General features: G+C 61.4%; 13 protein-coding genes and 1 pseudogene. 11 read left to right on the top strand and 3 right to left on the bottom strand.

The features are described 5' to 3' along the window. The first annotated feature begins 102 nt into the window (after nt 1-102). The 6 genes from PSCI_RS24710 (at nt 103) to PSCI_RS24685 (ending at nt 5462) form a co-directional block, all read left to right on the top strand. A complete protein-coding gene (locus tag PSCI_RS24710; RefSeq protein WP_045492106.1) occupies nt 103-852 on the top strand; it encodes an SDR family NAD(P)-dependent oxidoreductase in 750 nt (249 codons plus the stop codon). Between the two features lie 127 nt (nt 853-979). Beyond that, nucleotides 980-2278: an MFS transporter gene (locus PSCI_RS24705; protein WP_045492104.1), complete on the top strand. Its 1299-nt coding sequence runs from the start codon at nt 980-982 to the stop codon at nt 2276-2278. Nucleotides 2279-2294: 16 nt separating this feature from the next. Then, the gene (locus tag PSCI_RS24700) at nt 2295-3143 is read left to right on the top strand and encodes a transketolase (protein WP_045492102.1); all 849 of its coding nucleotides are present in this window, start codon (nt 2295-2297) and stop codon (nt 3141-3143) included. After that, entirely contained in the window at nt 3140-4150 is a 1011-nt protein-coding gene (locus PSCI_RS24695; RefSeq protein ID WP_045492100.1) for a transketolase family protein, read from the top strand. Before PSCI_RS24700 ends, PSCI_RS24695 begins: the two co-directional genes overlap by 4 nt. Nucleotides 4151-4370: 220 nt before the next feature. Further along, complete coding sequence (locus PSCI_RS24690; protein WP_045492098.1) at nt 4371-4862, top strand: GNAT family N-acetyltransferase; 492 nt, start codon at nt 4371-4373, stop codon at nt 4860-4862. 60 nt (nt 4863-4922) lie between these two features. After that, nucleotides 4923-5462: a TSUP family transporter gene (locus PSCI_RS24685; protein WP_084710119.1), complete on the top strand. Its 540-nt coding sequence runs from the start codon at nt 4923-4925 to the stop codon at nt 5460-5462. 21 nt (nt 5463-5483) lie between these two features. Here PSCI_RS24685 and PSCI_RS24680 read toward each other — a convergent pair whose 3' ends face one another. Together PSCI_RS24680 and PSCI_RS24675 are read right to left on the bottom strand one after the other, a co-directional pair. Next, complete coding sequence (locus PSCI_RS24680; protein WP_045492096.1) at nt 5484-5999, bottom strand: GAF domain-containing protein; 516 nt, start codon at nt 5997-5999, stop codon at nt 5484-5486. Between the two features lie 268 nt (nt 6000-6267). Further along, complete coding sequence (locus tag PSCI_RS24675; protein WP_045492094.1) at nt 6268-6666, bottom strand: nuclear transport factor 2 family protein; 399 nt, start codon at nt 6664-6666, stop codon at nt 6268-6270. Between the two features lie 111 nt (nt 6667-6777). On the opposite strand from PSCI_RS24675, the gene PSCI_RS24670 reads away from it, so the two are divergent. The 4 genes and pseudogenes from PSCI_RS24670 to PSCI_RS24655 all read left to right on the top strand — a co-directional run. Continuing rightward, on the top strand, nt 6778-7365 hold the full coding sequence (locus PSCI_RS24670; RefSeq protein WP_045492092.1) for a GNAT family N-acetyltransferase: 588 nt from the start codon (nt 6778-6780) through the stop codon (nt 7363-7365). Then, the gene (locus PSCI_RS24665; protein WP_045492090.1) at nt 7365-8237 is read left to right on the top strand and encodes a carbon-nitrogen hydrolase family protein; all 873 of its coding nucleotides are present in this window, start codon (nt 7365-7367) and stop codon (nt 8235-8237) included. Before PSCI_RS24670 ends, PSCI_RS24665 begins: the two co-directional genes overlap by 1 nt. A 183-nt stretch (nt 8238-8420) precedes the next feature. Then, a complete protein-coding gene (locus PSCI_RS24660; RefSeq protein WP_442965458.1) occupies nt 8421-9020 on the top strand; it encodes an RNA-guided endonuclease InsQ/TnpB family protein in 600 nt (199 codons plus the stop codon). A 44-nt stretch (nt 9021-9064) separates the two neighbouring features. Beyond that, nucleotides 9065-9307 (top strand): annotated as a pseudogene (locus PSCI_RS24655) (Lrp/AsnC ligand binding domain-containing protein); the annotation flags it as partial. 86 nt (nt 9308-9393) lie between these two features. On the opposite strand, the gene PSCI_RS24650 reads toward PSCI_RS24655, so the two are convergent. Continuing rightward, the gene (locus tag PSCI_RS24650) at nt 9394-9690 is read right to left on the bottom strand and encodes a DUF3144 domain-containing protein (protein ID WP_045492088.1); all 297 of its coding nucleotides are present in this window, start codon (nt 9688-9690) and stop codon (nt 9394-9396) included. Nucleotides 9691-9887: 197 nt separating this feature from the next. Between PSCI_RS24650 and PSCI_RS24645 the strand changes: the two genes are divergently transcribed. Then, complete coding sequence (locus PSCI_RS24645; protein ID WP_084710115.1) at nt 9888-11960, top strand: hybrid sensor histidine kinase/response regulator; 2073 nt, start codon at nt 9888-9890, stop codon at nt 11958-11960. Nucleotides 11961-11974 lie beyond the last annotated feature (14 nt).

Genomic DNA, 11974 nt, shown 5'->3' with positions numbered 1-11974 from the left:
CTTGCTGAATTTCACGTTATTGCTCAGGCGCAGGGTGGGGCACAAGCTGTGTCCACGATTTATTGCAAATCGAGTTCATAAAAACAAACGGGAGAACGCCCCATGCTGCTGCAAGACAAGATTGCAATCATCACTGGCGCCGCTTCGGCACGCGGTATTGGCCGGGCCACTGCTGAAATTTTTGCGCGTCAAGGTGCCCGGGTGGTCATCCTTGACCTTGACGAGTCTGCCGCTCGCGACGCCGCTGCCGCCCTAGGCGAAGGCCATCTGGGTCTGGCCGCCAACGTTGCCGATAAAGCCCAGGTCAACGCTGCCGTAGCCACTGTGCTCGAACGCTTCGGGCGCATCGATGTGCTGGTCAACAACGCCGGCATCACCCAACCCCTGAAAACCCTCGACATTGGTCACAGCGATTACGACAAAGTGCTGGATGTCAGCCTGCGCGGCACACTGTTAATGTCGCAAGCGGTGATTCCGGCCATGCGTGAGCAGAAGTCCGGCAGCATCGTGTGTATGTCGTCGGTATCTGCCCAGCGCGGTGGTGGCATCTTTGGCGGCCCGCACTACAGTGCTGCCAAGGCCGGCGTACTGGGCCTGGCCCGCGCCATGGCCCGCGAACTGGGACCGGACAATGTGCGAGTCAACTCCATCGCCCCCGGCCTGATCCAGACCGACATCACCGGCGGCCTGATGCAGGATGAACGCCGCCACGCGATAATCGACGGCATTCCGCTGGGCCGTCTGGGCCAAGCGCAAGATGTCGGTAATGCCGCGCTGTTTCTGGCCAGTGACCTGTCGGCTTACCTGACCGGCATCACTCTGGACGTTAACGGTGGCATGCTGATTCATTGATGAGCGCAGCGGGCCTGGCGGCCCGCCATGAATATTCAGCCCTGCCGTACAGAGTGTGGCGACGAGCAATCCTTGTCACCTGATCTGTACACAGTAGGGCGGTCATAACAATAAAGAGAAGACCATCATGACTACCCTGTCACTGGAAGCGGCGTCCAACGTACGCGCCAATGCTTATCGCAAGACCGCGTGGCGGTTGATGCCGTTTCTGATGCTCTGCTACCTGTGTGCCTACCTGGACCGGGTCAATGTCGGTTTTGCCAAACTGCAGATGATGAACGACCTGGCCCTTAGCGAGGCCGTTTACGGCCTGGGCGCGGGCATGTTTTTCATCGGCTATTTCCTCTGTGAAGTGCCTAGCAACATGATTCTGCACCGGGTCGGTGCGCGGGTGTGGATCGCCCGGATCATGATTACCTGGGGCATCATCTCCGGCCTGTTCGCCTTCGTTGAAACCGCCTGGCAGTTCTACGTGCTGCGCTTTCTGCTCGGGGTTGCCGAAGCGGGGCTGGCACCGGGTCTGCTGCTGTACCTCACCTATTGGTTCCCGTCCTACCGCCGGGCCAAGATGACCGTGCTGTGGTTTGTTGCCATTCCGTTGTCTGGGATGATCGGCGGGCCGCTGTCGGGCTGGATCATGAACGCCTTCGCTGGTGTGCATGGCTGGGCCGGCTGGCAGTGGATGTTTGTCATCGAGGCGATTCCCACCGTGGTGGTTGGCCTGATGGTGCTCGGTTACCTCAAGGACGGTGTCCATCAGGCCACCTGGTTGACTGCCGAGGAAAAGGAGCTGGTGCAAAAGGAACTGGAAGAGGACAACCGGCAGAAGGTTACTCATGCCTCCGTGGGCGAGTTCATTCGTGACCGGCGCCTGTGGCTGCTGGCCGGGATCTACTTCTGCGTGGTCATGGGTCAGTACGCGATCACTTTCTGGCTGCCAACCCTGATCCGCAACGCCGGGCTCTCCGACCCGCTGCACATCGGCATGATGACCAGCCTGCCATACCTGTGCGCCATCGTCGCCATGCTGCTGGCCGGGCGCAGCGGCGACAAGCATCAGGAACGCCGCTGGCACCTGGTGATTCCGATGATCCTTGGCGCCATGGGCCTGAGCCTGGCAGCGGTGCTGGGCGGCAACCTGCTGCTCTCGGTCATGAGCCTGTGCCTGGCCGCCGCCGGCATTCTCTCGGCCTCGTCACTGTTCTGGATGCTGCCCACCACCTTACTCGGCGGGGTCTCGGCTGCGGCCGGTATCGCCGCGGTGAACAGCTTCGCCAACCTGGCCGGTTTCTGCTCGCCTTACCTGATCGGCTGGATCACCACCAATACCGGCTCCAGTGCGCTGGGCATGTACCTGATCACCGGGGTGCTGCTGTTCGGCGCCACCCTGGTGCTGCGAGTGCCTGCCGCACTGGTCAATCGTTGATTCAAGGAGTTACGCAATGAGCGCTAACCTGTCATCCGCACCTGCTACAAGCCTGGGCGAACGTGCCCACAATATTCGCCGCCATGCCCTGCGCATGGGTCAGGTCCAGGGTCAGGGCTATGTCGGCCAGGCCCTTGGCGCCGCCGACCTGCTGGCCGTGGCCTACTTCCACGCCATGAACCTGCGCCCGGCCGAGCCGGAGTGGGAAGGCCGCGACCGCTTCTACCTGTCCATCGGTCATTACGCGATTGCCCTGTATGCGGCATTGATCGAGGCGCAAATCATCCCGCTGGACGAGCTGGAAACCTACGGCGCCGACGACAGCCGGCTGCCGATGTCGGGCATGGCCGCCTACACGCCGGGCATGGAGATCACCGGCGGCTCGCTGGGCCATGGCCTGGGCATCGCGGTGGGTGCCTGCCTGGGGCTGAAACGCAAGAACAGTGCGTCGTTCGTCTACAACCTGCTGTCGGACGGCGAACTCAACGAGGGTTCGACCTGGGAAGCGGTGATGTCCGCCTCGCACTGGAAACTCGACAACCTGATCGCCATCGTCGACGTCAATAACCAGCAGGCCGACGGCCACTCCAGTGAAGTGCTGGCCTTTGAGCCTATTGTCGACCGTTGGCAGGCATTCGGCTGGTTCACCCAGCGCGTCGATGGCAACGACCTCGACGCGCTGGTCCAGGCGTTCGATGCCGCCCGCCAGCACCCTGGTGCGCAGCCACGGGTGATCATTTGTGACACCCGGATGGGCAAGGGCGTGCCGTTTCTGGAAAGCCGCGAGAAGACCCATTTCATCCGGGTCGATGAACACGAATGGGATATTGCACTGCAGAATCTGGACGCCGGGAGCAACGTATGAGTACCGTCAAGAACACCACCGAGACCGGCAAGAAACGCCTGACCACCTCCGCGATGATCGCCTCGATTGCCGCCGAAGGTCAGCCGACCCGCCCGGCACCCTTTGGTCACGCGCTGGCAGCACTGGCGGCCCAGCGTCCGGAGATCGTCGGCCTGAGCGCCGATTTGTCCAAGTACACCGACCTGCACATCTTCGCCAAGGCGTTCCCGGAGCGCTTCTATCAGATGGGCATGGCCGAGCAACTGCTGATGAGCGCCGCTGCCGGTATGGCTCGCGAAGGCTGCGTGCCGTTCGCTACCACTTATGCGGTGTTCGCTTCGCGGCGCGCCTATGACTTCATCTGCATGGCGATTGCCGAAGAGAACCTCAACGTCAAGATCGTCTGCGGCCTGCCGGGCCTGACCACCGGCTACGGCCCCAGCCACCAGGCCACCGACGACCTGGCGATCTTTCGTGCGATGCCCAACCTGACCATTGTCGACCCCTGCGATGCGCTGGAAATCGAACAGGCCACCGTGGCCATCGCTGAGCATCAGGGGCCGGTGTACATGCGCTTGCTGCGCGGCAATGTGCCGCTGGTGCTGGACCGCTATGATTACAAGTTCCAGCTTGGCAAAGCCCAGGTAATCCGCCCCGGTAACGAAGTGCTGGTGATCGCCTCGGGGTTGATGACCATGCGCGCTCTGGAAGCGGCCGAAAAACTCCAGGGCGATGGCGTCAGCGTGGCGGTCCTGCACGTACCGACCATCAAGCCACTGGATGAGCAGACCATTCTGGCCGAATGCCGCAAACCGGGGCGCCTGGTGGTCACGGCAGAGAACCATTCGATCATCGGCGGCCTGGGCGAGGCAGTGGCCAGCGTACTGCTGCGCAACGGCGTGACGCCGACCTTCCGCCAGATCGCCTTGCCGGATGCCTTCCTCGACGCCGGCGCCTTGCCGACCCTGCATGACCGCTACGGGATTTCCACCGAAGCGGTCAGCCAGCAGATCAAGGCCTGGCTGTAAGCCTTGTAGGATCGGTCGGGCGGCGATCCGCTTTAGCCGCGAAGCTTTCGCGGCTAAAGCCAATACTGTCGACTTTATCTGCTGTGGATCTGCCGCCGCCTTCGCCAGCAAGCTGGCTCCCACCTGGTCCGCAGTTCTTATCTGAATAGTATTGGCATTAACCTGCATCCGGTTTTTCTCTACCATGCTGGCCTTTGCCCGATGTGTTCAGGAACACCCAATGTCCAGCCTGTATTTGCGTAACGCCACGCCCGCCGACGCCCGCCGCTGCTACGAGATCGAAATCGGCGCCTACGAAGGCGACGAAGCTGCCACTCTGGAAAAGATCGCCACGCGTATCGCCCAATACCCCGAGGGTTTTCTGATTGCGGAAACTGAGGGCCAGATCATTGGCTTCATCAACTGTGGTTGTGCTCAGGTGGTGCAGATGTCCGACGAAGCCTTCAAAGAGCTGGTCGGCCACAGCAGTGATGCGCCTAACGTGGTCATCATGTCAGTGGTCGTTGATCCGTTGCATCAGGGCAAAGGCTACGCCCTGCAATTGATGAACGAGTTCATCGGCCGCATGCGCGCCATGCATAAACAGACCATCCACCTGATGTGCAAGGACCGTCATGTCGGCCTTTATGAGCATATGGGGTATCGCTATGTGCAGCCTTCGGCATCCGATCATGGCGGCATGGCCTGGCATGAAATGATCATGGTGCTGTAACTCGGTGGACTCGCTGATCCTGATCGTCATCCTTGGCGCTGCTCTGGCCGGCTCTGGCCTATGGTTGCCGGCGGCGTGCTTGGCGTGCCGTTGGGCGTGCTGTTGCTGCATCAGGTCGATCCCGTGTGGTTTCGGCTGTTGGTCGGGATTGTGCTGGTGCTGTGGTGCCCGTTGATGCTGTTCTCGGCGCACTTGCCACGCCTGGCTGGCAATAGCCGCCGTGCTGATGCCGGTGTTGGGCTGGTCGGCGGCATCATGGGCGGGCTGGGGGGCTTGAGTGGTCCGGCCCCGGCATTGTGGGCCGTGCTCAACAACTGGGACCGGGCTACCCAGCGCTCAGTGATTCAGGGCTTTAATCTGGCGATGCAGGCCAGCACGATGCTCACTTATCTGCTGAGCGGTACAGTGACCGCCCAGGCGCTGGGGCTGTTTGCGGTGGTGGTGCTGGCGGTGCTGGTGCCGACGCTGCTGGGCGTGCGTTTGTACCGGGGGATGAGCGACCAGCTTTTTCGCCGTCTGGTGCTGGGTTTGCTGGCCTTGTCAGGCTGGTTATTGATCGGCCAGTCGCTGCCCGACGTTCTGGCTGGCGGATCCGCCTAGCCTGTCGAGGCAGCCCGACAGCTAGGCAAGGTGGGCGGGATTGAGCGACAGCAGCTGGCCACTGAGGCGCGAAAACAGTTTCATCGAGTCCAGGGTTTTTTCGTTGCCCAGGACATCGGCGGGATAGGGCGCGGTCGCGCACAAAGTGCCGAAGAACTCGCCGTTGATAAGGAAGATCGGCATCGATATATACGCTTGCAGGCCGAATTTGATGACATTGGGGTGCGAGCGGTAAGCCGGGTCGTCGCTGATGCGTGGCATGATCAGCGGGGTATGCTCCTGCATCACCTTAGTGCAGATGGCAACTTCGTTTGGGATGGTGGAACCGGGCTCCAGGCCCAGGTGCATTTCATCGTTAACGATATAGGCGACCCAGTTTTCCTCATTGAACTTGCCAATCGCGGCAAACTTCAGGCCGGTGAGCAAGAGCACCAGTTGCAATACATTGCTCAGGCCCTCCACTTCGTTGATCGCCTGCAGTTCAAGCCAGTCGAGGCCCGGTGGGGTGTACTGCACAGGAGGTACAGGTTGATGCATGGCGGCTCCTGATTGCAGGTGTTTTGTGGGGGGGACAGGCTTTTGAATTTATCCTTGGCGTGCCTGTCAGCGCAACTTTATTTTCTCCAAGAGAAGTACCAGGCCGATACTCTTCAATGCTGGATCGTTTAATCGTTAGTCAACTAACCGATCTTCAATTCTGACGCCAAAGTTATGTCGGTGTGCCACTGGTGACCTGATTAACAGGCGCTTCTGGTTAGTTGCGCGGTACGCCAATCCCTACGATCAACGCACCGCAGTGCTGGCTTCAGCCAACCTGTTCGATCCAGTCATTGAGGTTGTAGTAGTTACTGATCCGCGCCACTTTGCCGGCCTTGATGTAGAAAAATGCACCGGCCGGCAACACGTATTTCTGACCGTTGGCCGGTGGCAGGCCTTCGTCGTCGGCCAGATACTCACCGTGCACCACGAACTCGGCAGCAGCGCGGCTGCCGTCGTGGTTGACCATGACCACGATGTCGCTCAGGCGCTCGCGGTAGCAACGGTTCATCTTGTTCATGAACGTGGCAAAGGTGGCTTTGCCCATCTGCCGCTCGCCCTGATTGATGTCATGCACCACGTCTTCGGCCAGCAGGTCCAGAAAAGCAGGCATGTCGCCGGCGTTAAAAGCGGCGTAGTAGGCCTGAATCAGTTCGGTGGTGTTCATCGGGCTGTTCCTTATAGGGTGCGTTGACGGGGGCAGCGGGGCTCATGATAAGTTCTGCGCCCTGCGCTGGCATATCCGTCAGCGTCACTTTCTTGGTGGGCAACGCTCAGCATGGACATTCAATTGCTCAAAGGGCCGCAGCTAGAGCCCTGCATCGAAGAGCTGGCGCAACTGCGCATCAGCGTATTTCGCGAGTTTCCGTACCTGTATGACGGCGACCTGGCTTACGAGGCCGGGTACCTGTCGATCTACCTGCGCAGCCCCGACAGTGTCTGCGTACTGGTGCGTGACCAGGGGCAGGTAGTCGGCGCGTCGACGGGCTTGCCGCTGGCGGATGAGACCGAGCAGTTTCAGCGGCCGTTCGTGGCGGCGGGCTGGAACACCGGGCAGATTTTCTACTGCGCCGAGTCGGTGGTGTTGCCGGGCTGGCGCGGTCGCGGCCTGGGGGTGCGGTTCTTCCAGGAGCGCGAAGCCCACGCCCGGCAGCTGGGGCGGTTTGAGTGGTGCGCGTTTTGCGCTGTGCAGCGTCCGCAGGATCACCCCCGGCGCCCGACCGGCTATCAGCCGTTGGACGCTTTCTGGACCCGGCGTGGCTACCGCCATCACCCTGAGCTGCACACTGAATATCACTGGCGCGACCTGGATGAAGCCGAGGAGTCGGGCAAATCCATGTCGTTCTGGTTGAAGGAGCTTGTCTGATGATCAAGGTTGCTGCCTGCCAGTACCATATTGACCTGCTGCAAAGCTGGGAGGCCTACGCCGCCCACCTCACTGAACTCTGCGAAGCAGCAGCCGGGCAGGGCGCGCAATTGCTACTGCTGCCCGAGTACGCCGGGCTGGTGTTGTCCGGGCAATTACCCGCTGCGCAACGCAGCGACCTGCATGCCTCGATCGCTGACATCCAGCCGCTATTACCACGCTGGCTGGAACTGTGCGAAAGCCTCGCCCGGCGCCTGAATGTCTACCTGCAACCGGGCAGCGTGGCGGTGCTGGACGAGGACGGCCAGTACCGCAATCGTGCCTGGCTGTTCGGCCCGCACGGTTGCCTGGGCAGCCAGGACAAACTGATGATGACCCGCTTCGAGCGCGAACAATGGAACATCAGCGCCGGCTCGGGCCTTAAGGTGTTCGATACCGCACTGGGCAAGCTCGGCATCCTGATCTGCTATGACAACGAATTCCCGCTGCTGGCGCGTAGCCTGGCCGAAGCCGGTGCCGACCTGATCCTGGCGCCGAGCTGCACCGACACCGAAGCGGGCTTTTTTCGGGTGCGCATCGGCGCCCAGGCGCGGGCGCTGGAGAACCAGATCGCGGTACTGCAAGCACCCACCGTCGGCCTGGCGCCCTGGTCGCCGGCGCTTGATGAAAACATCGGCCGCGCAGCGTTGTACGTGCCGTCCGATTACGGCATGCCGGCCAATGGCGTGATTGCCGAGAGCGAGGCGTTGTGTCCGTCGGCGAGCCAGTGGCTGATCTGTGAGCTGGATCTGGATGAGGTGCGGCGCTTGCGCGACCATGGACAGGTGTTTACCCGCAAAGACTGGCCACGGCAGTTTGAGAGAGACCTGTGACCATCAAGGCGCGATAAGCCCCGCCGTTCAGGGCGGGGAAGGATAGCGCGGACGGCGTAGCCGTCCCTGGTTGCAGTGGGGTGCCTACTGCAACTGTTCGATGTACGCACCGCCACAGGATGAAGCGCAGTAACACGGCGACACAGATGCCCTTCTACGGCGGTATTTCGTTACAAAGACCCCATGGGCATGCATCTTGAAAGCACCGTGCCGTCGGCGCCTAATGTCGTCTTCCTGGCTCATGGCTCAAGAGCAGCATGTAACGACTTCCAGCGCATTCACTCCCGCATCGGCAATGCCCGCCGCGACTACCTGCACAAGTGCTCGACCACGATCAGCCAAAACCACGCGATGGTGTGTATCGAGGACTTGCAGGTACGAAATATGTCCAGGTCGGCGGCAGGCACGGCCGAGGCGCCGGGAAGAAACGTTCGGGCCAAGTCTGGCCTGAACAGGGCCATCCTCGATCAGGGCTGGTTCGAGCTCCGCCGGCAACTGGACTACAAGCTGGCGTGGCGCGGCGGCTGGCTGATTGCCGTGCCGCCGCACAATACCAGCCGCACGTGCCCGTGTTGCGGCCATGTGTCGGCGGCCAACCGCCAGACGCAAGCGCTGTTCAGGTGCGTGGGATGTGGTTTCGAAGGCAACGCCGATGTGGTTGGCGCGATCAATGTACTAAGGGCGGGACACGCCCGGTTAGCCTGTGAAGTGAGCGCAGAGGTCATGGCGCCAGCAGCAGGAACCCACCGAAGCGACTCGGGGGCGGCTCGATGCCGCGCCTGAGCACCGTAGGAATCTCTGGCCTTCAGGCCGGGGAGGATGTCAACATCAAGGAAGGCACGCGTGAAGCGGTTGCGGCGTTTGAGACAGCGCTGCTGGACATTGTTCAGGTGGTCGAGGCGCAGCGGCTGTTCGGTGATCCGGATTACCTGCTGCACGTCATCACCCGCGACTTGCCCGCGTTCCAGAGACTCTATGACGAGCAACTCACCTCGCTGCCCAATGTGCAGCAGGTGATGTCGACCCTGGTGATGAAGCAGGTGATTGCCGGGCGGCCGTTGCCGATCTGAGGCTGTTGCCGCCGTCATCGGCCGTTAAAGGGGCTATTGAGGTCCGGTATCGATAGCCGATAGCGAGGCACGAAACATAAAGCCTTTCAGGTCTGTTGCCCGGCCATGTAGTGATCAAAGTTATTGATGTAATCATCGAGGTTGTCTTCGAGCATCATCTGGTACTGCTCGCAGAAGTACTTGAGCATTTGCTCGCGGGCCTGGGCCATTTCTTCACTGGATTTGAACCCGCGCGCGCTGACCCAGGTGTTGAAGCGCGTGGCGGCGAACATCATCGATGCGCTCACCGCGCCGGGATTGTCACAGGCGCCGAGTTGTTCGTTGGAAAGGTTGATATGCGCGTCGGCGCGGTCATAGAAGTCGTTGTCAGTGGCTTGTGACATTAAAGAGGGTGTCCTTGGCAGTGCGATTGACAAGCCTGCTATTGGAGCATTTCTGGGCGCAAGCAGCTACAAGGGCGACCCAATGCGCTACTGCGTGTAATCTGCGCGCCGACTGAGCGGACATTTCGTTGATATTGCTGTCAATGTTGCTTGAATGACGCCCAAAACCCGATGTGCACGTGATCATCGAGACCCTTATGGATCAGACCCGCCGACCGCCACCCCCTGAAGCACCTCCGGCCGCACCGCCGGTAAGGCGCGGATTTCCTGCCGATGCGGCTGAACGCCTGCAATTGGCGCTGGATGCCGGGGCGATTATTGGCACCTGGGTCTGGGACATTCCCAACGACTGTGTAACCGCCGATGAGCGTTTTGCCCGCACATTCGGGCTGGCTGCCGAGCGCTGCGCCGCAGGTATCGCGATTACCGAGGCGTTTTCCTCGATTCATCCGCAGGATCGGGAGCGGGTATCGGCTGACATCGAGGCCGCGATGGCTTGTGGCGGCGCGTTCCGTTGTGAGTATCGGGTCCGCCAGGACGATGGCTGCTATCGCTGGGTCGAGGCCAACGGCCGCGCCGAGCTTGACCCTCAAGGGCAGGCAGTGCGCTTTCCGGGGGTGTTGATGGATATTGAGTCGCGCCGCGCCGCCGAGGCTGAGCGTGACCGGATGTCGGCCTTGTTGCGTACCTTCGCCGCTGCCGTACCTGGGGTGGTGTATGCCAAGGACCTTGAGGGGCGGTTGCTGGTCGCCAACCACGGTGCCACCCAATTGATCGGCAAGCCGCCAGAGTTCTATCTCGGCAAGACTGACCTGGAGGTGCTCGAAGACCAAGACCAGGCGCGACAGGTGATGGCCACCGATCAGCGCATCATGCATGGTCGGCGGGTCGAACAGATCGAAGAGCAGGTCGACATGCCCGATGGCTCGGCGACGTTCTGGCTGTCGATCAAGGCGCCGTTGCTCAATGACGACGGCGAGGTGATCGGCCTGATCGGCTCGTCGATGGATGTCACCGCAAGAAAGAACGCCGAGTCGGCATTGCTGGAACTCAACCGCACGCTTGAGGCGCGCATCGGTCAAGCGATTGCCGAGCGTGAGGCGGCTGAAGAGGCATTGCGTCAGGCCCAGAAAATGGAAGCGGTCGGCCAATTGACCGGTGGCATCGCCCACGATTTCAATAACCTGCTGGCCGGCATCAGCGGCAGCCTGGACTTGATGAAACTGCGCCTGAGTCAGGGGCGCAGCGCCGATCTGGAGCGCTATCTGTCTGTCGCCCAGGGCGCGGCCCAGCGTGCCGCGGCCTTGACCCATCGGTTGCTGGCTTTTTCCCGGCGCCAGACGCTGGTGCCGGTGCACACCGATGTGAACGGGTTGATCAGTGGCATGGAAGAGTTGATTCGACGCACCGCCGGGCCTTCGATCAAGCTCAAGGTCGAGCTGGCAGCCGCCTTGAAGACCTGCATGGTTGACCCTGCGCAGGTGGAGAATGCCCTGCTGAACCTGTGCATCAACGCCCGCGATGCCATGCCGAGCGGTAGCGGCGTCATCTCGATCAAGACCTTCAATCAGGTGCTGGAGTCCGGTGCCGAGCTGGACGCAGAATTGGTGCCGGGTACCTACCTGACCATCTGTGTGGCAGACAACGGGGTCGGGATGAGTGAGCAAACCCTGTCCAAGGCGTTCGAGCCGTTTTTCACCACTAAACCGGTCGGTGCCGGAACGGGCCTCGGCCTGTCGATGGTCTATGGGTTCGCCAAGCAGTCCGGTGGGCAGGTGCGCATCCAGTCAGAGCAGGGCAAGGGCACCCGGGTCTATCTGCAATTGCCCGGCTGCGCCGCCCAGGCCGAGGCGCCAGGTCATCCACCGGTGAGCGATGAAGTGCCGCTGGCCGGTGCCGGCCAGACCGTGCTGGTGGTTGATGATGAGTCCTCGGTACGGCTGTTCGTCAGCGAGATCCTCGGCAGTCATGGGTATGTGGTGATCGAAGCGGCGGACAGCCTCGCCGGCTTGCAGCTGCTGCGCTCTGACACGCGCATCGATTTGCTGGTCACCGACATCGGCCTGCCCGGTGGGCTGGATGGCCGGCAGATGGCCGAAGCCGGGCGTAAGGTTCGACCGGCTTTGCCCGTGCTGTTCATGACCGGCTATACGCTGCCTCATGTGCTGGGTGACAGCCCGCTGACGACGGCCACGGCAGTGCTGACCAAACCCTTTGCCTTGCAGGCACTGACCTCAAGTGTCAGTGCCCTGCTGGGGGCTCGGGACTGACGTCGATCGCGTCA

The sequence above is a fragment of the Pseudomonas sp. StFLB209 genome (assembly GCF_000829415.1).
In the GTDB taxonomy this organism is placed as follows: domain Bacteria; phylum Pseudomonadota; class Gammaproteobacteria; order Pseudomonadales; family Pseudomonadaceae; genus Aquipseudomonas.
This window is presented reverse-complemented; position numbering and strand designations above follow the sequence as displayed.

What these genes read in the sequence shown, in the direction of transcription:
- PSCI_RS24710 (WP_045492106.1), top strand. Translation starts at nt 103, where the DNA reads ATGCTGCTGCAAGACAAGATTGCAATCATCACTGGCGCCGCTTCGGCA.
- PSCI_RS24705 (WP_045492104.1), top strand. Translation starts at nt 980, where the DNA reads ATGACTACCCTGTCACTGGAAGCGGCGTCCAACGTACGCGCCAATGCT.
- PSCI_RS24700 (WP_045492102.1), top strand. Translation starts at nt 2,295, where the DNA reads ATGAGCGCTAACCTGTCATCCGCACCTGCTACAAGCCTGGGCGAACGT.
- PSCI_RS24695 (WP_045492100.1), top strand. Translation starts at nt 3,140, where the DNA reads ATGAGTACCGTCAAGAACACCACCGAGACCGGCAAGAAACGCCTGACC.
- PSCI_RS24690 (WP_045492098.1), top strand. Translation starts at nt 4,371, where the DNA reads ATGTCCAGCCTGTATTTGCGTAACGCCACGCCCGCCGACGCCCGCCGC.
- PSCI_RS24685 (WP_084710119.1), top strand. Translation starts at nt 4,923, where the DNA reads ATGGTTGCCGGCGGCGTGCTTGGCGTGCCGTTGGGCGTGCTGTTGCTG.
- PSCI_RS24680 (WP_045492096.1), bottom strand. Translation starts at nt 5,999, where the DNA reads ATGCATCAACCTGTACCTCCTGTGCAGTACACCCCACCGGGCCTCGAC.
- PSCI_RS24675 (WP_045492094.1), bottom strand. Translation starts at nt 6,666, where the DNA reads ATGAACACCACCGAACTGATTCAGGCCTACTACGCCGCTTTTAACGCC.
- PSCI_RS24670 (WP_045492092.1), top strand. Translation starts at nt 6,778, where the DNA reads ATGGACATTCAATTGCTCAAAGGGCCGCAGCTAGAGCCCTGCATCGAA.
- PSCI_RS24665 (WP_045492090.1), top strand. Translation starts at nt 7,365, where the DNA reads ATGATCAAGGTTGCTGCCTGCCAGTACCATATTGACCTGCTGCAAAGC.
- PSCI_RS24660 (WP_442965458.1), top strand. Translation starts at nt 8,421, where the DNA reads ATGGGCATGCATCTTGAAAGCACCGTGCCGTCGGCGCCTAATGTCGTC.
- PSCI_RS24650 (WP_045492088.1), bottom strand. Translation starts at nt 9,690, where the DNA reads ATGTCACAAGCCACTGACAACGACTTCTATGACCGCGCCGACGCGCAT.
- PSCI_RS24645 (WP_084710115.1), top strand. Translation starts at nt 9,888, where the DNA reads ATGGATCAGACCCGCCGACCGCCACCCCCTGAAGCACCTCCGGCCGCA.